Annotated in this window: 25 protein-coding genes; 6 read left to right on the top strand and 19 right to left on the bottom strand. The window is 46.1% G+C overall.

Translation table 11 applies throughout. The annotated features are described in order from the left end of the window. Positions 1–29: 29 nt before the first annotated feature. Both pheT and dnaB read right to left on the bottom strand, forming a co-directional pair. Positions 30–2,492: a phenylalanine--tRNA ligase subunit beta gene (gene pheT / locus CLIN57ABFB40_RS05080; RefSeq protein ID WP_175629164.1), complete on the bottom strand. Its 2,463-nt coding sequence runs from the start codon at positions 2,490–2,492 to the stop codon at positions 30–32. Between the two features lie 147 nt (positions 2,493–2,639). Next, complete coding sequence (dnaB, locus tag CLIN57ABFB40_RS05075; protein WP_175629163.1) at positions 2,640–4,208, bottom strand: replicative DNA helicase; 1,569 nt, start codon at positions 4,206–4,208, stop codon at positions 2,640–2,642. A gap of 226 nt (positions 4,209–4,434) precedes the next feature. Here dnaB and ispE point away from each other — a divergent pair, with 226 nt between their 5' ends. Continuing rightward, entirely contained in the window at positions 4,435–5,259 is an 825-nt protein-coding gene (gene ispE, locus CLIN57ABFB40_RS05070; protein ID WP_175629162.1) for a 4-(cytidine 5'-diphospho)-2-C-methyl-D-erythritol kinase, read from the top strand. 72 nt (positions 5,260–5,331) lie between these two features. Here ispE and CLIN57ABFB40_RS05065 read toward each other — a convergent pair whose 3' ends face one another. The 12 genes from CLIN57ABFB40_RS05065 to CLIN57ABFB40_RS05010 all read right to left on the bottom strand — a co-directional run bounded on the left by CLIN57ABFB40_RS05065 (position 5,332) and on the right by CLIN57ABFB40_RS05010 (position 15,461). Beyond that, positions 5,332–5,697: a type II toxin-antitoxin system HigA family antitoxin gene (locus CLIN57ABFB40_RS05065; RefSeq protein WP_175629161.1), complete on the bottom strand. Its 366-nt coding sequence runs from the start codon at positions 5,695–5,697 to the stop codon at positions 5,332–5,334. Between the two features lie 42 nt (positions 5,698–5,739). Next, positions 5,740–6,033, bottom strand: coding sequence for a type II toxin-antitoxin system HigB family toxin (locus CLIN57ABFB40_RS05060; protein WP_175629160.1), 294 nt, complete (start codon positions 6,031–6,033; stop codon positions 5,740–5,742). A gap of 343 nt (positions 6,034–6,376) precedes the next feature. Next, a complete protein-coding gene (galE, locus tag CLIN57ABFB40_RS05055; protein ID WP_024987233.1) occupies positions 6,377–7,411 on the bottom strand; it encodes a UDP-glucose 4-epimerase GalE in 1,035 nt (344 codons plus the stop codon). Positions 7,412–7,639: 228 nt separating this feature from the next. Continuing rightward, positions 7,640–8,212 (bottom strand): electron transport complex subunit RsxA, encoded by a 573-nt coding sequence (gene rsxA / locus CLIN57ABFB40_RS05050; protein ID WP_004303570.1) that lies wholly within the window; start codon positions 8,210–8,212, stop codon positions 7,640–7,642. Between the two features lie 63 nt (positions 8,213–8,275). Next, positions 8,276–8,863 carry an RnfABCDGE type electron transport complex subunit E gene (locus tag CLIN57ABFB40_RS05045; RefSeq protein WP_175629159.1) on the bottom strand — a complete coding sequence of 196 codons (588 nt, stop codon included), beginning with the start codon at positions 8,861–8,863 and terminating at the stop codon, positions 8,276–8,278. A gap of 14 nt (positions 8,864–8,877) precedes the next feature. Further along, a complete protein-coding gene (locus tag CLIN57ABFB40_RS05040) occupies positions 8,878–9,615 on the bottom strand; it encodes an RnfABCDGE type electron transport complex subunit G (protein ID WP_175629158.1) in 738 nt (245 codons plus the stop codon). After that, positions 9,612–10,604: an RnfABCDGE type electron transport complex subunit D gene (locus CLIN57ABFB40_RS05035; RefSeq protein WP_175629157.1), complete on the bottom strand. Its 993-nt coding sequence runs from the start codon at positions 10,602–10,604 to the stop codon at positions 9,612–9,614. Before CLIN57ABFB40_RS05035 ends, CLIN57ABFB40_RS05040 begins: the two co-directional genes overlap by 4 nt. A 5-nt stretch (positions 10,605–10,609) precedes the next feature. Further along, on the bottom strand, positions 10,610–11,947 hold the full coding sequence (gene rsxC / locus CLIN57ABFB40_RS05030; RefSeq protein WP_175629156.1) for an electron transport complex subunit RsxC: 1,338 nt from the start codon (positions 11,945–11,947) through the stop codon (positions 10,610–10,612). A gap of 24 nt (positions 11,948–11,971) precedes the next feature. After that, positions 11,972–12,910 carry a Fe-S cluster domain-containing protein gene (locus tag CLIN57ABFB40_RS05025; RefSeq protein WP_175629155.1) on the bottom strand — a complete coding sequence of 313 codons (939 nt, stop codon included), beginning with the start codon at positions 12,908–12,910 and terminating at the stop codon, positions 11,972–11,974. A 7-nt stretch (positions 12,911–12,917) separates the two neighbouring features. Then, positions 12,918–13,340, bottom strand: coding sequence for a SoxR reducing system RseC family protein (locus CLIN57ABFB40_RS05020; protein WP_175629154.1), 423 nt, complete (start codon positions 13,338–13,340; stop codon positions 12,918–12,920). Between the two features lie 164 nt (positions 13,341–13,504). Then, positions 13,505–15,073 (bottom strand): ATP-binding protein, encoded by a 1,569-nt coding sequence (locus tag CLIN57ABFB40_RS05015; RefSeq protein ID WP_175629153.1) that lies wholly within the window; start codon positions 15,071–15,073, stop codon positions 13,505–13,507. Between the two features lie 235 nt (positions 15,074–15,308). Next, on the bottom strand, positions 15,309–15,461 hold the full coding sequence (locus CLIN57ABFB40_RS05010) for a hypothetical protein (protein ID WP_175629152.1): 153 nt from the start codon (positions 15,459–15,461) through the stop codon (positions 15,309–15,311). A gap of 165 nt (positions 15,462–15,626) precedes the next feature. On the opposite strand from CLIN57ABFB40_RS05010, the gene CLIN57ABFB40_RS05005 reads away from it, so the two are divergent. After that, complete coding sequence (locus CLIN57ABFB40_RS05005; RefSeq protein ID WP_175629151.1) at positions 15,627–16,253, top strand: BT4734/BF3469 family protein; 627 nt, start codon at positions 15,627–15,629, stop codon at positions 16,251–16,253. A 77-nt stretch (positions 16,254–16,330) separates the two neighbouring features. Next, a complete protein-coding gene (locus CLIN57ABFB40_RS05000; protein WP_175629150.1) occupies positions 16,331–18,178 on the top strand; it encodes a DUF3987 domain-containing protein in 1,848 nt (615 codons plus the stop codon). A gap of 156 nt (positions 18,179–18,334) precedes the next feature. On the opposite strand, the gene CLIN57ABFB40_RS04995 is transcribed toward CLIN57ABFB40_RS05000, so the two are convergent. Further along, positions 18,335–18,553 (bottom strand): DUF4248 domain-containing protein, encoded by a 219-nt coding sequence (locus CLIN57ABFB40_RS04995; RefSeq protein ID WP_022136899.1) that lies wholly within the window; start codon positions 18,551–18,553, stop codon positions 18,335–18,337. Between the two features lie 220 nt (positions 18,554–18,773). Here CLIN57ABFB40_RS04995 and CLIN57ABFB40_RS04990 point away from each other — a divergent pair, with 220 nt between their 5' ends. From CLIN57ABFB40_RS04990 to CLIN57ABFB40_RS04980, 3 genes are all read left to right on the top strand, one after another. Then, complete coding sequence (locus tag CLIN57ABFB40_RS04990) at positions 18,774–19,271, top strand: DNA-binding protein (RefSeq protein ID WP_175629149.1); 498 nt, start codon at positions 18,774–18,776, stop codon at positions 19,269–19,271. A 142-nt stretch (positions 19,272–19,413) separates the two neighbouring features. Then, on the top strand, positions 19,414–19,521 hold the full coding sequence (locus tag CLIN57ABFB40_RS04985; protein ID WP_005680790.1) for a smalltalk protein: 108 nt from the start codon (positions 19,414–19,416) through the stop codon (positions 19,519–19,521). 4 nt (positions 19,522–19,525) lie between these two features. Beyond that, positions 19,526–19,939 carry an N-acetylmuramoyl-L-alanine amidase gene (locus tag CLIN57ABFB40_RS04980; protein WP_175629148.1) on the top strand — a complete coding sequence of 138 codons (414 nt, stop codon included), beginning with the start codon at positions 19,526–19,528 and terminating at the stop codon, positions 19,937–19,939. Between the two features lie 76 nt (positions 19,940–20,015). Here the strand turns inward: CLIN57ABFB40_RS04980 and CLIN57ABFB40_RS04975 are convergent, their stop codons facing one another. Genes CLIN57ABFB40_RS04975 through CLIN57ABFB40_RS04960 form a run of 4 tightly spaced genes read right to left on the bottom strand, consistent with a single transcriptional unit; the run spans position 20,016 to position 23,100 of the window. Beyond that, entirely contained in the window at positions 20,016–20,411 is a 396-nt protein-coding gene (locus CLIN57ABFB40_RS04975) for a WbuC family cupin fold metalloprotein (RefSeq protein WP_175630339.1), read from the bottom strand. Beyond that, positions 20,401–21,390 (bottom strand): MraY family glycosyltransferase, encoded by a 990-nt coding sequence (locus CLIN57ABFB40_RS04970; RefSeq protein ID WP_175629147.1) that lies wholly within the window; start codon positions 21,388–21,390, stop codon positions 20,401–20,403. The genes CLIN57ABFB40_RS04975 and CLIN57ABFB40_RS04970 overlap by 11 nt, the downstream gene beginning before the upstream one ends. Positions 21,391–21,392: 2 nt before the next feature. Then, on the bottom strand, positions 21,393–22,331 hold the full coding sequence (locus CLIN57ABFB40_RS04965) for an NAD-dependent epimerase/dehydratase family protein (RefSeq protein ID WP_175629146.1): 939 nt from the start codon (positions 22,329–22,331) through the stop codon (positions 21,393–21,395). A gap of 1 nt (position 22,332) precedes the next feature. After that, positions 22,333–23,100 carry a glycosyltransferase family 2 protein gene (locus CLIN57ABFB40_RS04960; RefSeq protein ID WP_175629145.1) on the bottom strand — a complete coding sequence of 256 codons (768 nt, stop codon included), beginning with the start codon at positions 23,098–23,100 and terminating at the stop codon, positions 22,333–22,335.

The following is a 23,100-nucleotide window of genomic DNA, read 5'->3' as shown; positions in this document are numbered from 1 at the left end:
TTTATAATAACAATTTTAAGTTTATCTGATTATCTTAGTTTGGCGCCCAGTTTATCTTCCAGGTTCTTCACCAGTTTCGACATAATCTTGTCAATCATCTTGTCGTTCAATGTCTGGTTCTCATCCTGAAGCAAGAAGCTCACTGCATAAGATTTCTTGCCAGCTTCCAGGTTCTTGCCTTCGTACACGTCAAAAAGTTCCACTTCTTTCAGCAACTTCTTCTCCGTATCGTAAGCAATCTTCTCGATTTCGGCAAACTGCACATTCTTGTCAAGCAGCAAGGCAAGGTCACGTTTCACAGCCGGGAACTTGGATATTTCCTTGTAGCTGATCTTCACCGAACGGATAGCCTTCATAAGCTCCTTCCAGTTCAAGTCAGCGAAATAAACTTCATTGTCGATATCGAATGCCTTCAGCAATTTCTTAGTCACCACACCGAAAGATGCCAGTCGTTTACCACCCTTGGTATTTACAGAAAGTGCGGCAGCAAAAACATCATCGGTCAAGTTACCTACAACCAGATTATGCAAATCCAGTCCCAGACGTTTCAATATATTCTCGACATAAGCCTTCAATTCATAAACAGAACTGTTTTCGTCTGCATGCGCCCACGAGTTGGAAACCTTCTTGCCGGTTACCCACAATCCCAGGTGATAATCTTCCGAATAAGGAGCCAATACCTTTTCCTCATTCTTCTTGTCTCCGTCGAAATAATAGCAGTTACCGAATTCGAAGAATTTCAGGTCGGCATTCTTACGGTTCGCGTTGTGAGCGATGCTTTCCAGTCCACCGAACAACAAAGTCTGACGCATAGCGTTCAAATCCGCGCTCAACGGGTTCAGCAACATCACCAGGCGGTTGGACGGATAAGCTTCCAAACCGTCATAGTATGCGGCACGGGTCAATGAGTTATTCAGTATTTCATTGAATCCGCAGCCCACCAACTGTTCTGCCACCAGATTCTGTAATTTATTGGACTTATCATGTTCCCCCTTTGTTGTCAGACTAGACTTCAGAGTAGACGGGATTTCAACATTATTATATCCGTAGATGCGGAGAATATCCTCAATCACGTCGCAATCACGCTGCACATCCACCCGATAAGGCGGAACAGCCAACGTCAGCCCTTCTGCCGTCTCATTCGTAATCTTCATCTCCAGGCTGGTCACAATGCTCTTGATTGTCTCTACCGGAATCACTTTGCCTATCAGTGAATTTACTTTAGCATAAGCCAAATCTACGATGAAATCCTGCGCAGGAGTAGTATATACATCTTTAATATCAGAAGAAATCGTACCTCCAGCCAGTTCTTTCACCATCATGGCAGCCAGTTTCAAGCAATAAATCACGCTGTTCGGGTCGATACCACGCTCGAAACGGAAAGAAGCATCCGTATTCAGTCCATGGCGGCGTGCAGTCTTGCGCACCCATGTGGGATGGAAGTAAGCACTTTCAATGAAAACATCTGTCGTAGCTTCGGTAGAGCCGGAATCCAGTCCGCCGAATACACCGGCAATACACATCGCCTCTTCCTGATTGCAAATCATCAGGTCGCGGTCGCTCAGCTTGCGTTCCACTTCATCCAGCGTAACGAACGGAGTCCCTTCGGGCATGGTCTTTACAATCACCTCATTGCCTTTAATCTTGGCAGCATCGAAACAGTGCAAAGGCTGGCCGAAAGCATGAACGATGTAATTGGTAATATCCACTACATTATTAATAGGACGCAAACCGATCAGGCGCAATTTGTTCTGCAACCATTCCGGGCTTTCCTTCACGGTCACACCTTTCACGGTCACACCGGCATAATGCGGGCAAGCCTCCGTGTTTTCAACCTTCACCTCAATATTCAAGTCCCGGTTTTCAACTTTGAAGTCATCTACCGAGGGACGTTGCAGAGTAGCCTGTCTGCCGTTCTGAATCAGATAAGCGTACAGGTCGCGGGCCACGCCGTAATGAGAGCAGGCATCCGCACGGTTGGGCGTGATGTCCACTTCAAGCACATAGTCGCTCTTGATATTATAATAATCCTTGGCAAGCGTACCCGGAACAGCATCTTCCGGCAATACAATGATGCCTGCATGATCCGTACCGATACCAATTTCATCTTCAGCACAAATCATGCCGGTAGATTCCACACCGCGGATTTTTGATTTCTTGATGGTAAAACATTCGTCACCGTCATAGAGTTTCGTACCCAAGGTAGCTACCACCACTTTCTGTCCGGCAGCCACGTTCGGAGCGCCGCAAACGATCTGTACCGGTTCGCCTTCTCCCAGATTGACAGTAGTAATGTGCAAATGGTCGGAATTCGGGTGTTCCACGCAAGTCAGCACTTCGCCGATCACAAGACCTTCCAAACCACCTTTAATAGTTTGCACTTCTTCCACACCGCCTGTTTCCAAGCCGATAGAAGTCAACGCGGCAGCCGTTTCATCAGGCGTCAAATCGAAGTTGACATACTCTTTCAGCCAGTTATAAGAGATATTCATATTATTAATTTTTTATTGTTTCTCAAAAAGATTCGCAAAGTTAATAAGTTTTTTCGGTTGACCGAAAAGGTTCTTAAAAAAGTTGAGAGTTGAGAGTTGAAAATTGAGAGTTAAGAATTGGAAAATGGTAACTCTCAACTTCTTCAACTAAAACGGCAACGGCCCATCCCCACCTATCGGTGCGGCAAACGGGTTACTTGTCTGCGGAGCAAAGTCAGGTGCCGGCGGCGGTGGTACGGAACCGGCTGCCCCTGTATTCATTTTAGAACCCAGCATAGCTCCGGCAGGCTCACCCGGCATCGGGATGACCATATCATCCTCGGGATTCGAGAATCGTGTAAACTCACCCTTAAACCGGAGCAGCACCTCACCTACCGCACCATTACGGTGCTTGGCTATCACAATCTCCGCCATACCGCGCAAGTCATTTCCCCGGTCATCCTGATAAATCTTGTAATATTCCGGACGGTGGATAAAGCACACCATGTCGGCATCCTGCTCGATGGCTCCCGATTCACGAAGGTCACTCAACTGCGGACGCTTGCCGTCGATACCTTCACGGCTTTCCACACCACGGTTCAACTGTGACAGCGCGATAATCGGAATATTCAACTCCTTCGCCAATCCCTTCAACGAACGTGAAATGGTACTCACCTCTTCCTGACGGCTTCCGAACGCCATACCGCTCGCATTCATCAACTGAAGGTAGTCAATAATAATGACTTTCACCCCATGCTCACGTACCAGACGGCGCGCTTTTGTACGAAGTTCGAAAACTGACAAAGACGGAGTATCATCCACATAGAGCGGTGCGTCCAGTAAGTCCTTCAGCTTGTAATCCAATTGCTGCCATTCGTAATTCGCCAACTGCCCGCTCTTGATTTTCTCACTCGGAATCTCGCAGACATTCGTAATCAGACGGTTCACCAACTGGACGTTACTCATTTCAAGCGAGAACAACGCCACCGGATTCCGATAATCAACAGCTATATTCTTCGCCATAGAAAGCACGAAAGCTGTCTTACCCATGGCAGGACGGGCAGCAATAATAATAAGGTCGGAATTCTGCCAGCCGGAAGTCATCTTGTCCAGTTTCGTGAAACCACTTTCAAGACCGCTCAAACCGTCGGTTCGTGCCGCAGCTTTCTGAATCAGCTTATAGGCTTCATCAATCACCGGATTAATCTGCGTATAGTCTTTCTTCATGTTCTGCTGCGAAATCTCGAAAAGCTTGCCTTCCGCTTCCTGCATCAAGTCGTCCACATCCAGCGTCTCATCAAAAGCCTTGCTCTGGATATTGCTCGTAAACGTAATCAGCTCACGTGCCAGCGACTTCTGCGCAATGATACGTGCATGATACTCAATATGCGCCGAAGAGGCGACCTTGCTGCTCAACTGAGTAATATAGAACGGTCCCCCGACCTCTTCCAAATCTCCCCGCTTGCTAAGCTGTTCCTTTACCGTCAGAATATCCACCGGTTTCTGGTTGACGGCAAGGTCGGTAATAGCTGCATAAATCAACTGGTGACGGTGCTCATAAAAAGATTCGGGACGAAGAATCTCGCTCACTAGCGAGTAGGCATCCTTCTCAATCATCAAAGCTCCCAACACAGCTTCTTCCAGCTCAGGCGCCTGAGGCTGGATACGACCATAATCATTTACCGGTTGTACTTTTGCAGACTTTGTATTGCGGGTATTTTTTCTCTGTTCAGCCATGGAGATATTTACTATTTTACAATTTACGATTTACTATTTATGATTGGATACGCTCCTTCAATAACAGCGTCCTTCCAATCGGGACGACAAAGATAAAATATAATCATGAAGAATGGATAAGGAAAAATGAAGATTTTACTAACTTTGCTCCCGAATCACATTTAGCCACGATTAATTGTGATGTGTAACACTACAAATCGTAAATAGTAAAACAGTAAATAACCTTATGATCACTTTCCCAAATATTAAAATAAACCTGGGACTCTCCATCACCGAGAAACGTCCGGACGGTTATCACAATCTCGAAACGGTCTTCTATCCGGTAAGCCTGGAAGACGCTTTGGAAATCCGCACTTCTTCCCAAACAGAAAAGAAAATCACTCTCCACCAGTATGGAATGGAGATAGCCGGCAACCCGGAAGACAACCTGGTAGCAAAGGCTTATTCACTGCTGGACAAGGAGTTCCACCTTCCCCCTGTCGAGATTCATTTGTACAAACATATCCCTTCGGGAGCCGGACTTGGCGGCGGTTCGTCAGATGCCGCTTTTATGCTGAAGTTACTCAACGAGCAGTTTCATTTGAATTTATCTGAAGAACAACTGGAAATATACGCCGCCACCTTAGGAGCGGACTGTGCTTTCTTTATCAAGAACAAACCAGTCTACGCCGAAGGCATCGGCAACATCTTCTCGCCAATCGAACTTTCATTAAAAGGTTATCAGATTATGATTGTGAAGCCGGACGTCTTTGTTTCCACCCGCGAAGCCTTCGCGAACATTCATCCCCATCATCCCGAATATCCGGTCAAAGAGGTAATCCGTCGTCCGGTGGCAGAATGGAAGGATACATTAATCAACGACTTCGAGGCAAGTGTCTTTCCGCAGCATCCCGTTATCGGAGAAATCAAGCAAGAACTCTATAACCAGGGGGCAATCTATGCTTCCATGAGCGGTTCCGGTTCTTCCGTGTTCGGGCTGTTCGCACCGGATGCTGCGCTGCCGGAAATTGCTTGGAAGCCCGATACCTTCTGCTTTAAAGGAAAACTGTAAACGAGATGGGCATATTAGGATAAAAAAGGCGTGAGAGCCAAAACAATCACGCCTTTTTATAGATTTCAAAATTCATACTCCCAACACAATATCCGCATCAATATTTAATTTCCGGCTCATTTCACGAGCGACTTTCAATGTTGGTTCACATCTTCCCGTGAGATAGTCACTGATACGAGAAGGACTTACGCCAAGCAGTTCCGATAACTTAGTTTGGTTTATTCCCATCTCGTACATCCGCAATTTTATGACATCCACCAAGGATGGTGCTTTAATAGGAAAATGCTCTTCTTCATAATCAGCAACCAAGTCAGAAATCAAATCCAATTCAAGGAAGTTCTTATCATCAGTCGGAGTATTATTATTTACTACCTTCAGCAATTCCTCAATCCTTGCACAAGCTGCCTCGTACTGCTTTTCTGTTTTTATCTTTACCATATCAACCTACAGTTTTTAAGTGTGTCTCACTAATTTATATTTTTATACAGAAGAACAATCTTTATTATCATACTCTTTATGAGTACCAATCCAACGAATAAAAACTTTCCTGGCGGGAAACAATATCATTGCGACCAATCTATAATCATTACCTTTAATATTAAAGACATATCTGTCATTACCCACATAGTCTACACTATTGAAAGTTTGTTTTATATCAGCCAAACACGACCAGTCTGCCTTCTCTGTCTTTTTATACCAATCACGCAAAGACATCTCAGAGTCAGCGTGTTTCAAGATGCAGTTTCTTATAGCCGCAAATGATATTATTCTCATATCTTATTTCTAATTTGAAACAAAGATAGCGGTTCTTTTCTGAAAAACAAAACATTTTTCCAATATTCAGAAATGATTAAAACCAAACCTTCAAAACAGTTTATCCGCTTTGCGGGCAAACAAAAAAACGGTACCACGACTCACGTCGTAGTACCGTCACAACACAAACACAAAATAAAACACGACAAAACTACTATGCAATCTCCTGTCTATACCGGGAGGTATAAGTACTGCTTATGTATATTCACATACTCATAACCAGCTTCAGGTCGATTAGCATCAATTAAACAAATCGCATGCACGATTTGTTTAAACTTTTATGTAAAAGAAACATATTTCCTTTTTACTGAATACCTCTCTCACGAAGTTTCAGCTGCCAGTTCCAGGCAGAGCGTAAAGTATCTTCCAAAGTTTCTACGGCTTTCCAACCCAATTCATTATTTGCGAAATCGGGGTTCGCCCAAACTTTCTCAATATCACCGGCACGACGTCCGACAATCTGATAATTCAACTTCACGCCGGTAGCTTTTTCAAAGCCATTGATTAATTCCAATACGGAAACACCGCGTCCCGTACCGATATTGAATACTTCCACTTTTTCTTTCTGTCCTTTTTCCAAGATACGGCGGATAGCAATCACGTGTGCTTTAGCCAAATCGACTACATTGATAAAGTCACGGATACAAGAGCCGTCGGGCGTATCATAATCATCACCAAACACGCTAAGTTTCTCACGGATACCCATAGCAGTCTGAGTCAGATAAGGAATCAGGTTTTGAGGAACGCCATTCGGCAGTTCACCCAGCAATGCGGTAGGATGCGCGCCAATCGGATTGAAATAACGCAACATGATAGCATTGATCGGAGCACCGGAAGCTACTGTATCGCGAATAATCTCTTCATTAATCTGTTTGGTATTTCCGTAAGGCGATTCCGCTTTCTTAATCGGAGCTTTCTCTGTCACCGGCAGTTCGTCCGGCTGACCGTACACTGTACAAGAAGAAGAGAATACGATACCTTCCACTCCATGTTTAGGCATTAATTCGAGAAGATTAATCAAAGAGACCAGGTTATTGCGATAATAAAGCAACGGTTTCTCTACCGACTCTCCTACGGCTTTGCTCGCTGCAAAGTGAATAATAGCCTTAATTCCTTTATATTTTGTAAATACGGCATCCAGTCCTGCAAAATCCAGACAATCCAATTTCTCGAACACCGGACGAATACCGGATACTTTCTCTATATTGTCAACAACGTCGGCACTTGAATTTGATAAATTATCGATGATGATTACTTCATATCCACTGTTTTGTAGTTCCACCACGGTGTGAGAACCGATATATCCTGTCCCGCCCGTTACTAAAATTCTTTCTTTCATATTCTTTATAAATGGTTAGTTTTTCGGCTTTTTGTCGTTTGAGCTACAAATTTATGGAAATAAAATGGAAATCCAATAATCTATGACCATTTATTTCAATAAAAGGTAATTAAAGAACGATTTGACGGAAATCGGGTATTAAAAAAAAAGAATTGGAAACCCGCAGTCTGCATGTCGCCACACTGCGGAGTTTCCAATTCCTATCAATCAATTATCAACTGTAAGTCTTTACACTACACCGGAGAATCCCATGAATGCCATAGCAAGCAAACCGGCGGTAATCAAGGCGATCGGAGTGCCTTGCATTCCTTTCGGGACTTTCACCAGGCTCATCTGCTCGCGCAGTCCGGCAAAGAGCACCAATGCCAGCCCGAAGCCGATAGCCGTAGAGAATGCATATACAACACCCGTCAGCAGGTCATAGTCTTTCTGAATCACCAGGATAGCCACACCAAGGATACAACAGTTTGTCGTAATCAGCGGCAGGAACACGCCCAACGCCTGATACAAGGCAGGAGAAACCTTCTTCAGGATGATTTCCACCATCTGCACCAGTCCGGCAATCACCAGAATGAACGTAATCGTCTGCAAATATCCCAGTCCGAAAACATCCAGTACAAACTTCTGAATCAGGAAGGTAACGATGGTAGCGATGGTCAACACGAAAGCAACCGCAGCGCTCATACCCATCGCAGTTTCCACTTTCTTGGATACGCCCAGGAACGGACAGATACCCAGGAACTGCGACAACACGATGTTGTTTACAAAGATTGCCGAAATAAATATCAATATATATTCCATAATTATTAAATTGAAAATTGAGAATTAAAAATTAAAAAATCAGAGAATGTGAAAGTGAAATTCTCAATTTTCAATTCTCAATTTATTAATCAATGCAATGAGGTATCCCAAAGCGATGAACGCACCCGGAGCCAGCACGAACACCAACATACCGTATTCTTCGGGTATGATGGCGAAGTCGAAAATCTTGCCTGTTCCCAGGAACTCGCGGACAGCGCCCAGCAAAGTCAGTGCAATGGTAAAACCAAGTCCCATACCGATGCCGTCGAACATGGAAGCAACCGCGTTATTCTTTGCGGCAAAAGCCTCGGCACGTCCCAACACAATACAGTTTACCACAATCAACGGAATGAAAAGACCGAGCGTAGCATACAGTCCCGGCACATAAGCCTGCATCACCATCTGAAGCAACGTCACGAAAGACGCAATCACCACGATAAATGAAGGGATACGTACCATATCCGGAATCAGATTCTTAATCAGGGAAATCACCACGTTCGAGCAAATCAATACGAACATCGTAGCCAGCCCCATGCCCATACCGTTGATGGCTGATGAGGTCGTACCCAACGTAGGACACATACCAAGCAGGAGCACAAACGTAGGATTCTCTTTGATAATCCCGTTCATCATTACTTTAAAGTTATTCATACTTGTCTCCTTTCTTATTTAGCACTGATAGAATCAGTAAGTTCAACTTTAATCGTAGCGCCCGTAGCAGCATCCGTGTTCTCACCGTCAGCCTTTTGAGAAGCACCGGAAACACCGTTCACTTCCCCACCTTCTGCCTTGTAAGCCTGATAAGCCGCGTTTACAGCATTCAGGAAAGCACGCGAAGTGATGGTAGAAGCAGTGATGGCATCCACCTGTCCGCCGTCCTTGCTGACAGTCAGCGGAGTTTCACCCGGATTCATGCCCAGGATAGACTTCGCACTTTCTTCGTGCGACACCGCCTGCTCGCCTTTGGCAGGGTCATAAGCGCCAAACCATTTGTCGGCTTTCGAGCCCAGCCCCGGAGTTTCCGCATGAGCCAGCAGAGAGTAATTATAGATTTTGCCTTCGGCATTAAAGCCTACCAGCACTTTCAGTTCACCACCAAATCCCATCGACTTGGCTTCAACAGCCGTACCGACCAGCTCTTCGCCGTTCTTTGCCGGATAGACGATAAAGTCAACGAACTTCTTTCCGTCTTTCTCACCGAAAATAGTATCGCTTTCCGCTACCGGATTGTTCGTAAATTCGGGAAGAACCTTCTTCAAAGCCTCGTTCAGCGTCTTTGCGTTCGCTTCGGCGATAGGGCCTTTCGTCAGTTCATTCACATAAGCCAGCAACGCTACGGAGACAGCCGTCACACCCGTAAGCACCAGCAACATATTCTTTAAAGATGATTGTAACTTTTTCATTTCTTCTTCGCTACCTCCCCAAAGCGTTTAGGTTTACAATAGGTGTTAATCAGCGGAGTGAACGCATTCATAATCAGGATGGCGAACGACATACCTTCGGGATATGCGCCGAACAGACGGATAACCACCGTCAGCAGACCGATACAAACACCATAAATCAACATTCCTTTCTTGCTCATCGGAGAAGTCACGTAGTCCGTTGCCATAAAGACAGCTCCCAGCATCAGACCACCGGAGAGTAACTGCAACAGCGGAGAAACGTATTTCTCAGGATCCACCAGATGCATGATGCCGGCAAACACAAATACCGTCGCCAGGATAGATACAGGGATATGCCAAGTGATAATCTTCTTCCAAAGCATATAAGCCAGCCCAATCAACAGAGCCAATGCACTCACCTCGCCCAAGCATCCGCCGTTCTGCCCGAACAACAGGTTCAAAGCATCCGGTATCTGGCTCAGCGCAGAGCTGTCGCCATGAATCGCCTGCTTCATCAACGCCAGCGGAGTAGCGCCTGTTGTAGCATCCGTATACGCCGTCAACTGTCCGACTACGGGCCAACTGGTCATCTGCACCGGGAATGAGAGCAACAGGAACACACGTCCCGCCAATGCCGGGTTGAAAGGGTTGCAACCCAGTCCGCCGAAAGACATCTTGCCCACACCGATAGCGAACAACGCGCCCAGGATAATAATCCAAACCGGCAGGTTGGAAGGTAAGTTGAATGCCAGCAACACACCTGTAATGATGGCAGAGCCGTCACAGATGGTCGTGGTCGGTTTCTTCAGTAAATATTTTCCGATCGCCCATTCGAAGAACAAACAAGCCGCAACGGAAGTAGCTGTAACAATCAGAGCACCCAGTCCGAAGAAATAGAGAGACACCAGAAAAGCCGGAACCAGTGCAATCAGCACGCCGTACATATTCTTCTGCACGCTGTCTCCGCCATGAACGTGGGGTGATAGTGATACGATTAATTTATTTTCCATATTCGTTATTTTTTAGCTTGACGTGCGCGAATCATAGCTCCTACCTTACCTTTACCCAGACGACAATAGTCGAGCAGCGGACGGTTGGCAGGACAAGTGAACTGACAGGAGCCGCACTCGATACAATCCATGATTCTCTCTTTTTCCATTGTTTCAAAATCTCCGTTTTCGGACAAAGCTCCGAGCAAGTAGGGTTCCAGTCCCATCGGGCAAGCGCTCACGCACTTCGCACAACGGATACAAGTCTGCGCCTCACCACGCTTGGCTTCCTTCTGATTCATAATCAGGATACCGGAACTGCCCTTCGCAGTAGGAACTTCGATATTCACCAGCGCCTTACCCATCATCGGACCGCCGCCGATTACTTTTCCCGTATCTTCGGGCAAACCACCGCAAGCGTCAATCAACTGCTTCATCGGCGTACCGATACGGGCGAGGAAGTTGGACGGCTTCGCCACCGACTTTCCCGTCACGGTAATCACACGTTCAAACAACGGTTTATTCTTCTGTACAGCTTCATAAACAGCAAACGCCGTACCCACGTTCTGCACTACCGCTCCCGTAGAGATAGGCAGTGCGCCGCTCGCCACCTGGCGTTTGGTAATCGCGTCAATCAGTTGCTTTTCACCCCCTTGCGGATATTTCACCTTCAAGGGCACCACCTCGATACCTGCATAGCTTGCAGCCACTTTCGTCATCAGTTCGATGGCATCCGGCTTGTTATTTTCGATTCCGATAAATGCTTTGTTCACCTTCACGGCTTTCATCAGGATAGAGACACCCACCATGATTTCTTCCGCGTGTTCCAGCATCAACTGATGGTCGGCAGTCAGGTACGGTTCGCACTCTACCGCATTGATAATCACACATTCGGCCTTGAAAGACGGCGGCGGGCACAATTTCACCTGTGTAGGAAAACAGGCACCACCCAGACCTACGATTCCCGCGTCGGCAATCTTCTTCACAATCTCTTCTGCCGGAAGTTCACATTCCTTCACCAACGTCTTGCTGCGGTCGATTGTCTCTTCCCATTCGTCACCTTCCACATCAATAAAGATGGCAGGTTTCGCATAACCGCTGGCATCGACTATCGTATCAATCTTCGCCACTTTACCACTGACTGAAGAGTGAATTGCTGCCGAAACAAAGCCGGCAGGTTCGGCAATCTTAGTGCCCACCTTTACCACATCACCTTTCGCAACAATCGGTTTTGCAGGCGCACCAATGTGCTGCCCCAGCAGAATAACTGCCTTTGCAGGAACTTCCGCCGTGATAATAGGTTGATGTGCCGACAATTTATTTTCGTGTGGATGAACTCCACCAATTGAAAATGTCTTTAACATACAATTCTGTATTTTATTCTGTTATTATTCTGTTACTTTCGGAGCTTCAGCCGTTTCTTTCGGAGCAGCCGGATTCGGAGCAACTGTTTCCTTTGGAGTCGCAGGAGCTTTCGGAGCAACCGTAGCCTCTTCCGTCTTCGGTTTGCGCGGCGGGAAATTCAGTGCGACAATGCTTCCCTGCGGACAAACTTCCTCACATTTGCGGCAAGATTTGCACTTGTTCGGGTCGATGTAAGCCAGGTTGTTCTCCAGCGTGATAGCTTCGAACGGACAAGTCTTCACACACTTGCCACAGCCGATACAGCTGACGGTACAAGCCTTGCGTGCCACAGCACCCTTGTCCTTATTCACACAAGAGACGTACACACGGCGCGACTTCTTGCCTTGCGGGCGAATCTCGATAATCGCTTTCGGACAAGCCTTCGCACAAGCTCCACAAGCCGTACACTTCGCTTCGTCCACTTCCGGAAGCCCCGTTTCGGGATTCATGTGGATAGCGTCGAACTGGCAGGCAGCCACACAGTCGCCACACCCCAGACAGCCGTAGCTGCAACCGGTTTCTCCACCATACAGTGAAGCGGCGATAGCACAACTCTTCGCACCGTCGTACTGGTTGGTACGCGGGCGGTTGGCGCAAGTTCCGTTACATCTCACTACTGCTACCATCGGTTCAGCCTCGCCGGCTGCCAGTCCGAGGATATCAGCAATCTTTGCCATGACAGGTTGTCCGCCTACGGGACAGAACTTGCCATCCAGTGAGCCGGCTTTGACACAAGCGTCGGCAAATCCGCTACAACCAGGGTAGCCACATCCACCACAATTGGCCTGGGGCAAAACTTCCCCCACCTGGGCAATCCGCGGGTCTTCATACACGGCAAATTTCTTGGAAGCCACATAAAGAATAGCGGCAAGCACGAGCGCTATCGCTCCCAATGAAATCACTGCAATCAGAATCAAATTCATAATGTTTTTAGTTATTTATTGGTTTTATAGTAAATGAAAATTTTTGTTTCAGTCGCGTTTTATTGAGCCACAAAATGAAATAATAAGGCACGAGAACGGCCAGAGAAAGAAGAGCCGCATACAGTTCATTCTCCATCAACGCCATAAAAAGGAATAGGGAAAATATCAGAAGTACGAAAGGAAGTACGAATGCCAATACCACTGCCATCATGCCCATCGACATTTCGCCGACTACCATCACTTTGTCCCCCACTTGCCAGGAAGCCGCAGTATCAATTATATCTATGATTTTGTCCTTACTATCCGCCGAGGTACAGTGCCCCTTTGCGCTACAAGCCGCGCAAGCCGATGTCTGGACGATTCTCACCGACAGATGAGAACCCTGTATGTTTTCCACAATACCTAGATGCTTTATAGTATTATTCGTCATTTTGCAAACTCAACATTACAAATCGCGGCAAATTTAATCATTATTTGTGAACTACGAAGCATTCCCCATATTTTTTACATAATAAATTGTTGTTTCTCCTGTTTTCGTTATCGCACACGGGAAAAGATATGGCTACTATTTGATATAATAATGTATTCGTTACGTCAATCTTTAATTGAAATCTCCCAATCTGCAATCGTCCGGGTCTCCGCACTGAAATTTATCGCAACCTTCACCACCGGAAGCCCGCAGAGAGCGAAACGGTCGGAATATTGCTGCAAGTCAATTTGCTTCATGGCAGCCTCGGCGCTTTGATTCAGTTTCAGTTCTACCAGATAGAGAGCAGTCCTGGTACGAAGCACCATGTCCACCCGGCCTTTATGCGTATGCACCTCCACATCCGTATAAATACCCAGTAATGAGAATATCACATAAAGCATCTGTTGATAATGCCCCTCATAATCAGTGTTGTCGCAATAAGGCACAGTAGAAAGGAAAGTCTGAAGCAACTTCAAGGCGCCTTCCATATCTCCCCTCACAATGTTACGCGCCAAATTACGCACCACGCTGTTCACCTCGTGCGTGTCGCCCATCACATAAGACGGTATCAGGCTTTTCATCAGACCGACCCGTACCTCCTTATTAGGAATATCAAGCATATAAGCGTCAAATTCCAAATCCGCCCCCTTTATCGTAAGATAGCCTGCCTGATAAAGCAACGGCATATAATTGGTAGCCAGCTCCAGAGGCACGTTAAAGTCACTGGGTGATGCCTCCTCCCCGCCTATCTCTGACGGTAATACAGCATATTTGCGCAGCATCTCTATGATGTAAGTGGGTGTGCCGCTCTCAAACCAATAAGAGCCAATCTCTCCCAAAGCCATCGCCTTAAGCAGACTGAAAGGATTGAAAACATCGGGTGACGGCCATGCGAAATGATAACCGTCATAATTTTCCTTCAGTCTGTCCAACATCTCCTCTGCAGTGATTCCCAACCGGGTAGCCAGATGCTTTACATCGGGAGCCATTTGAGTACGGAGTTCTTCGGCAGTGATACCGCAAATGGCAGCATAATCAGGCAGCATACTCACATTGGTGATATTATTAAGTTCACTGAACACGCTGAGTTGCGAAAACTTAGTTATCCCCGTAAGAAAGACAAAGCGCAAATAAGGGTCACACGCCTTCAACGGACTATAAAAATTACGCATCACATTACGTAACTGCGGCAGGTTCTTCTCTTCATGAACCACATCGAGCAGAGGAGCGTCATATTCGTCTATCAAGACCACCACTTTCTTGCCGGTCTGTTTGTAAGCACGTTTAATAAGCCCCTCCAAACGCTGATTGACATACAGTTCTTCTTCTACACGTCCATAAATCTCCTCATATGCTATGAGTTTCAATTCAAGTTCCGCGTTCAGTTGTTCCTTGTCCACATGTTTAGCGGTACTCATGTCGAAGTGCAACACCGGATGTTGTATCCATTCCTTCTCCAATGCCTCCATTGCCAATCCTTCAAACAACTCTTTCCGCCCCTCGAAATAACAATGAATGGTACTGGTAAGCAAAGATTTCCCGAAACGTCGCGGACGGCTCAAAAACAAATAGCTGGAAGCCGAATGTGTCAGTCGGTACACATATTCCGTCTTATCAATATAAAGATAATTACCTTCCCGTATCTTCGAGAATGTCTGTATCCCAACAGGGTATAATCTTTGCAAATCTTCCATATCAATCATATTTTTCACAAAGCTACAAAAAAATCCATTCATAAAGACCGCAGGCGGGAAAAAGTTTCCCGCCTGCCACCTTATTTACTTTATCTGTTTTTTCACTATTCTCCCCGCTCCTCCTCTCTTCTCTTCCTGTGCTCCAAATACAGCAACTTCCATTTGTCCAAATACTCCTCGATTTCCTCCTCGCTAAAGGAGTCAAAAAGGAAATCGACAACTTCTACGTAATGACTCAATCTGCCATCCATCCCTTTTTTACATTATTGTAGGTAGAATGGCCGATGTTTACCGCCTTATACACTGCAACATTCTTCAGGCCCAAACGCTTTTGCAACTCTAAAATGCAAGCGCCCAAGCTCTCATAACAGGCTTTTTCTTTTTTCATTCTTATTAATTGTTAAAAACAAACTATAGTAATTAATTATTTTAACTTTCATCCCGTATGTCGGGATGATGTTTATTTTGTCTTTGCTAATTTTACACCGTGTTCTGAAGCACATTTGTGTTTTTCCGCAAAAGTAAAGATTTTAACTCATTACAGCAAAATATTATGCCAAACAATTACCGAATGTCCTATTTTATGCCGCCCATCGCCCCCGTCAGGAATGAAGAAGGACGAATTGTCACCCCCGCCACCCTTCTCCCCTCCTGCGAAATCTCCGTGGAACAAGTTTTCCAGATGATTACCTGCAACGAAGACCTCAGGCTCCTGACCGAACAAGTACGCAACGCTCCGGACATGCGGACGGCAAAAACCACGCTCCTGCCTTACGTGACTCCCTGCGGCACCTTCACCCGCCGCAACAGCAAATACTTCCTGTCCCCCTCGCGGCTGATAGTGATAGACGTAGACCACCTCGACTCCTACGAAGAAGCCGCCGGAATGCGCCGCACCTTGTTCGACGATCCCTTCCTCCGCCCCGTACTTACGTATATCAGCCCCAGCGGCCGGGGCGTGAAAGCATTCGTCCCGACCGGCACGCCATTCCCGGCAGACGAGATACAGAATGTCACAGAAAGCATCCGCAGAGCCATGCAATATGTCGAAATGGCCTACACCCCGGCAACGGACATCGCTGCCCGGACAACAGCAAAAGGCGTAGACGGTTCGGGGAAAGACCTCGTAAGAGCCTGCTTCCTCAGCCACGACCCCGAAGCCTTATTCAGAAACATCTGATATGACTTATAAGTCATCGATTGGCCATATACGAATTTATATTTCTTAATTATATAATTTTCACCCCCCCAAAAAAAATGAATGACATTGAATCACTACGCCGTCTCACCGAGACAGTTGAAACGGCAGGAACAGATATTGCCCCTACTTATATCGAGTATATAAAACTGGCCTTCGCCATCGCGACAGATTGCGGCGAAGCCGGACGCGACTATTTCCACCGTATCTGCCGCCTGTCCGCCAAGTATCAGCGCGAACACGCTGAACGGATATTCTCCAACGCACTCACCACGAAACATGGCGACGTGCATCTGGGCACAGTGTTCCACCTCGCCGAAGCCGCAGGAGTCGCCCTCACCTATGAAAACGTCGTCAACAGCAGAAAAAATGCAAAAAATGCAGCACATGCACCGCGCAAAAGCTCCACACACACGCACGCGCGTAATAATGTACACGAGGACGAGTCTGCCGATTCCGAAGAACTGCTGAAAGGCAGCGAACCGCTCCACCCGTTACCTACTTTTCTGGAAGCCGACTGGCCGGAGCTTCTGATACGCATCATTAGTCACGGAACAAGCAAAGCGCAACGTGACGTCCTCCTCCTCGGAGCGATGACCGTCTTAGGAGCCAGTATGGAACGATATGTGAGATGTCCTTACGGAGGGCAATACCAATATCCTTGCATGCAAGAGTTCACCATAGCCCCCTCTACTTCGGGTAAGAGAGTTCTTTCCTACGTTCGTCTGCTGATAATGCCCATCCACGATGAGCTCCGCCTGCAGTTTAGCGAAAAGATGAAAGTTTACAAGAAAGAAAAGGCAGCCTACGATGCGATGGGGAAAGAACGCGCAAAAGCGGAAGCTCCGGAAAAGCCTGTCAACAAAATGTTCTTGATTTCAGGCAACAACACCGGAACCGGTATTCTGCAAAATATAATGGATTCCGACGGCACAGGGCTAATCCTCGAAACCGAAGCGGATACCATCTCCACCGCCATAGGTTCAGATTACGGAAACTGGAGCGACACACTCCGCAAAGCGTTCGACCATGACCGGCTATCCTACAACCGACGCACGAACGAAGAATACAAGGAAACCAAGAAAACCTATCTCGCGGTCCTCATTTCCGGGACTCCCGGACAAGTGAAAGCCCTCATACCGTCAAGTGAAAACGGACTTTTCGCCCGACAAATATTCTATTATATGCCCGGTATATGTAAATGGGTAAACCAGTTCGACAACTGCGAGGAAGATTTGGAAGCCGTTTTCACCGCCATGGGGCTGGAATGGAAAAAGAAACTCGACCTGCTGAAAAAGCACGGAATCCACACACTTCGCCTCACCGACGAACAGAAACAGGAATTCAACACACTCTTTTCCAGCATATTCTTACGTTCGGGCATAGCCAACGAAAAGGAAATGTACAGTTCTGTTGCCCGACTGGCTGTCAACATATGCCGCATGATGTCCGTAGTAGCCGTATTACGTATTCTCGAAAATCCCCAGCCGTATGAGTTCAAGACCTCCCCTACTCATAACCTGACTCCCGACAAGGGAATACCAGCCGACAATATCGCCGACGGCATCATCACCCGTTGGGATGTGAGGATATCTTCCGAAGACTTTCACGCTGTGCTCAACCTTGTGAAGCCTCTTTATTGCCATGCCACACATATCCTGTCTTTCCTGCCATCTACGGAGATAAGTCACAGGACGAATGCCGACCGCGATTCTTTCTTCGAGAGTCTGGGTATGAAATTCACCCGTGCACAATTGCTTGAACAGGCTGACGCCATGGGAATCAACCCCAACACGGCAACCAGTTGGTTGCAGCGCCTGCTGAAACGCGGTCTGCTCGTCAATGTTGACGGAAAAGGAAATTATGAACGCGCACGCGTGTGTGCGTGTGAAGGAGCCCCTGAATAAAGTGCATTTATTGCATCTATTGCATCTGAAAGCAACTTATTGTTTTGCAAAATCTAAAGCATAGCTTTACGGATGCTAAAGCGGTGCTTTACGAGTGCTAAAGCATAGCTTTAGAGAGTGCAAAGCGTAGCTTTAGAGAGTGTTAAGAAATGCTCTCTAAGGTTCACCCAACGCATCGACAATCACCCGCACTTCCAACGGTGTGAAAGAGCGATGTTCCGGTTGATAACCCAAATCATACAAGCGTTGTAAAAGTCCGGGACACCGTAGGATCCATTTTTTCATTTTCCGGTAAGCGGCAATACTGGTAAGTTCGGGAGAATAGAGTTGTGCCAGCTCCATGCGTCCATAGGCACGTATTCTGAATTCTTTCATGATGGATAAGTTTCTGATTTACTGTCACAAAAGTAACAAAATATATCCACATAGCCAACGCTTTTGCATTGAATAACCGACCCTAATTGCATATAACCGACAAGGTATGAGCCTAACGGCCCACAACCGATTTTCCGGGATTCCGGGGTTGTATATTTGTATCGTCAAAAGGGGAAAGAATCCCGGAGACACAATGTATAACCCTTTAATTTATTGTTTTATGATTCGTTACAAAATTTATCAGAACCAGCAGCAGAAAGGCTTGAATGCGGGCAAGTGGTTCGCCCGTGCGGTAAGCGACGAGACGTATGATTTGGCCAAGCTTGCCGAACATATGGCGAAGCACAATTCACCGTATTCCGGCGGTGTCATCAAGGGTGTGCTCACCGATATGGTGGACTGCATCAAGGAGCTGCTGCTCGACGGCAAATGTGTGAAAATTGACGACCTTGCCATTTTCGGTGTAGGTATCCGCAGCAAGGCTGCTGAAACGTTGGAAGAGTTCTCGCTGGAGAAGAATATCACCGGTATGAGGCTCAAGGCACGTGCCACAGGCAATCTGTCGACGACCAAACTGAAGCTCGACAGCCAACTGAGACAACAGGCGGAGTATCAGAAGCCTACCACTTCCGGTGGCAACGGTTCCGGTTCCGGCAATACGCCTGACCCGAACCCGGATGGTGACGGAGAGACTCCTGATCCGGATCCGGCAGCTTAACTCTTGCCTCTATCACCTATCTCCCATCTTCTGTGAGGCTGTCTAAAAAGTCGGTTCTATTAAATTCTCCTCCTTCTTGGAAGGAAGCCATGCGGAATATACCGACTTGCGAAACTTGAATAATCTAAAAAAAAATCGACTTATGAGTAATTCATCATCACGCCGCTCCGTATGGAGCTTAGTTCTCAAAATTATCATCACTGTAGCCACTGCCATCGGCGGTGTGTTAGGAGTGCAAAGCTGTATGTAAACTAATGAGGACCATTACACTAATTATCATTCATTGCAGCGCTACGCCAGAGGGAAAATCCCTCTCGGCGGAAGCCTGTCGTTCAGACCATATCCACCATCGTGGATTTCGTGACATCGGTTATCATTTCTATATCACACGTGACGGGGAAATCCATCGGGGCCGGTCGCTGGAAAAGGTTGGGGCACATTGCCGGAATCATAATGCCCATTCGGTTGGCATTTGCTATGAAGGCGGGCTGGATGCGGAAGGAAAGCCGAAGGATACGCGTACCTTGGAACAAAAGGGCTCGTTGCTTGCTTTGTTGAGGGAATTGCGGCGACAGTTTCCGAAAGCGTTGATTGTGGGGCATCGTGATTTGAATCCGATGAAGGGATGCCCGTGCTTTGAGTGTGTGAAGGAGTATTCACAAGTATGAGCCAATAAAAACGAATGGTTGACAGTAGATTCTATTGTCAGCCATTCGTTTTATCTTCTCAATAATAAACCGGAATTTATTCGTATTGCCAAATATCATCCATGGTAATGGGCACATAGGCACCATCTTTCATCTCTATGATAACAGAAGGTTCATGCACAACAAGAGTATGCCACATTCCAACGGGGACTTGAACACCATAAACACCTTTCGCGGGATTCAAATCATAACGACCGCATTCAACCCCTTTGTCGTTATAGAAAAGTTCGGTGACATGCCCTCTAAGCAGAATTACAGTTTCACTAGTCGTTGTGTGACGATGAATGGGAACATGCGTTCCCGGTTGCAAGGCATTGAGCATACGTTGGGAAGTGTCTCCATCGCCATTACGCAAATCAAGATTGACACGACGTCTCTCATTGGTCTCAGCCTGAGACAACAACTCATCAAGTAATTGGTCATTAATTTCCATCATTCCTTTCGTTAGCTTTAGCACGAAGATACTCTTCGTGCAAATGATAATACTTCTTTTTGAACAATATATAGGCTACACAAAGCAATGCCAATACCACTACAAGATACAGATACTTGTTCACCGGCAGATAGATGGCACCCAAAGAAATTACCAACTGCAAAGCCATGTAAATGGTGGACACTGTCACATGCTTAATATGCAGTTCATTAGCCATCAGTTGATAAGCATGCTTGCGATGGGGTTTACCAATATTCTCATGTAGCATGATGCGGTGACAGATAGTAAGCACACTGTCCACGCCATATACCATCAACAGCATTATAGCCCAATAGTTTCCACTCTGCAAAATATAAGAGCCCAGGAAATAGAGCAAAATAAATGCGATGGAGACACTACCCACATCACCGGCAAAGCATTTTGCCTTGGTACGGAAGTTGAACAGGCAGAACACCAATACACTCAACAAAGTCACAATAATGAAATTATTATCGGTGTATTCGTCCTGCATATTCAAGAGCAACAAGGGAATCAATACCGCCAATGAATAACCACCGGTGATACCATTTATACCGTCCATGAAGTTATACGCATTGATAATGCCGGTGCATACTATAAGTGCAATGATAACCACCCACCAATACTCAGGCAGTAAAATTCCCCACTGATAAAACATGAGTGTCATAGCAGCGAAATGTACAATCAGTCGAAATTTATTGGGTACCGAATGAATATCATCGGCAAAGCTGATGCCACCCAACATGGTGAGCCCCAACAGGAACCACGGACATGTGAAACCATAAAAGGCGGCATAAAGCCAGGCGCCAAACAAGAAAATAATACCACCGCCACGCAGCACTATAGAACTGTGCGACGAACGTAAATTAGGTTTATCTATAATGTTACACTTATCGGCAACCTTGAAATATGCCAATTCAAGAACAAGCAATAATACTGCTATCAACAGATATACGACCATACTTATTTTGTATTTGCAAATGATTTAACGGTTTGTGTCAGTCCTTCTTCGGCACGTATGGGCATTTTATCTACTCCCAGTGCCCTTTTTATTTTGGCATTGCTCACCACATAGTTTTCGGTAAGTTTCGTCAAACGCTCCGAGTTCAGCGGCAGGTGCAAAACGTCTCCCACTTTTGCCATGCCGTTCATCAGTCCCTTGGGTAGATACCAGATGTGTGCCCTCTTCCCCAGCGCATTGCAAATGACTGCAATAAGCTCGTTGGTTGACAAAGACTCGTCATCTCCCATATTGTAGATACCCGAAGCGATATCTTTGGTAAGCAAACCCTCGATGGCAAAGCAAAGATTGCCAATGGAAGTAAAACAGCGTCGGTTCTCAAACGCTCCCAACGGCCAAGGTATCCCTTTTTTCACCACACCATAAAGCAGATTGAGATTTCCTTTGTTACCGGGCCCATGTATCATACAGGGACGCAGGATATACACTTGCTTACCGGTTGCAGGATGAGACAAGATATACTCTTCAGCCTTAATCTTGGACTCACCGTAAGGTCCCACAGGATTAGGGACAATATCCTCAGTGAGAATATCACCCGGAACAAAATCGGCAGCAGCCTTTACAGACGAGAAGAAGATAAACTTTCCGGCCGATGACTGAAGGAACCAGTCATAGATTTTCTGTGTCAATCCGGTATTAATCTTGAAATAAATCTCTGGTCCCGATATTTTCTTCAAATCGTGTGCCTTGCCGGCAAGATGGATGACAGCATCTACCTGTGGAATCTTATTTTCATCAAGGTCGTTCCAGGAAAAGGTCTTGACCACACCCTCCTTTTCCGGAGCAACAATGTCGAGACCGTAAATCTCATGATTCCGTCCCATGGCTTTTACAATATTACTTCCGACAAAGCCGTGGATTCCGGTTATAAGTATCTTCATATTATTCTTTTGTAAAAATCAACTCAAAAACTTTCACAAAGTATTTCAATCCAAGCAACGGCATACATGTCCATATTCCATTTTCACGACACGCACGGACAATTTCCTTATTCAATATCCAGTTACTCTTCAAGTTAGCGGTACTCTTACCTCCTGTTCGCATCTTCATGAAATCCAAATGCAAATACTTCGACTTTAATTTATTTGAATAAAGAAAACGGGTCAGTAACTCGTAATCAGCTGCAATCTTGTAGTCATACTGGTAATAGCCATATTTCTCAAAATTGTGCTTATATGTATAAAACGAAGGATGTGCAGGCATAAAGCCAAAGCGGAAACGCCAAGGTGCAAAGTTTTTCGATGAATAATAGCGTACCGTCTTATCCAAATCACTATCATTCACAAAACGGACATCACCATACACAGCCTCGATGGATTTATTTTGTTCAAAAGCCTCTGCCACCTTTGAAATCACATCCGTGCGATGAAAGAAGTCATCCGAATTGATGATGCCCACTACGTCACCGGTAGCCATTTTGATACCTTTATTCATGGCATCATACATCCCCTTGTCTTTCTCTGAGAACCATTTCATGCGGCCATTGAATTTAGGCTCATATTCCTTGATTATGCTCACAGTTTCATCCTTAGACAAGCCGTCGGCAATGATGTATTCCAAATTCTTGTAGTCTTGTTTCAGGACACTTTCAATGGTATCACGTAGCGTTGCAGCGCTATTCCAAGTAACAGTTACTATAGAAATCCTCAT

The organism is Bacteroides acidifaciens (assembly GCF_903181435.1).
Taxonomy (GTDB): Bacteria; Bacteroidota; Bacteroidia; order Bacteroidales; family Bacteroidaceae; genus Bacteroides.
Note: the sequence above shows the minus strand (reverse complement) of the source record. Positions and strands in the feature narration are given on the sequence as shown.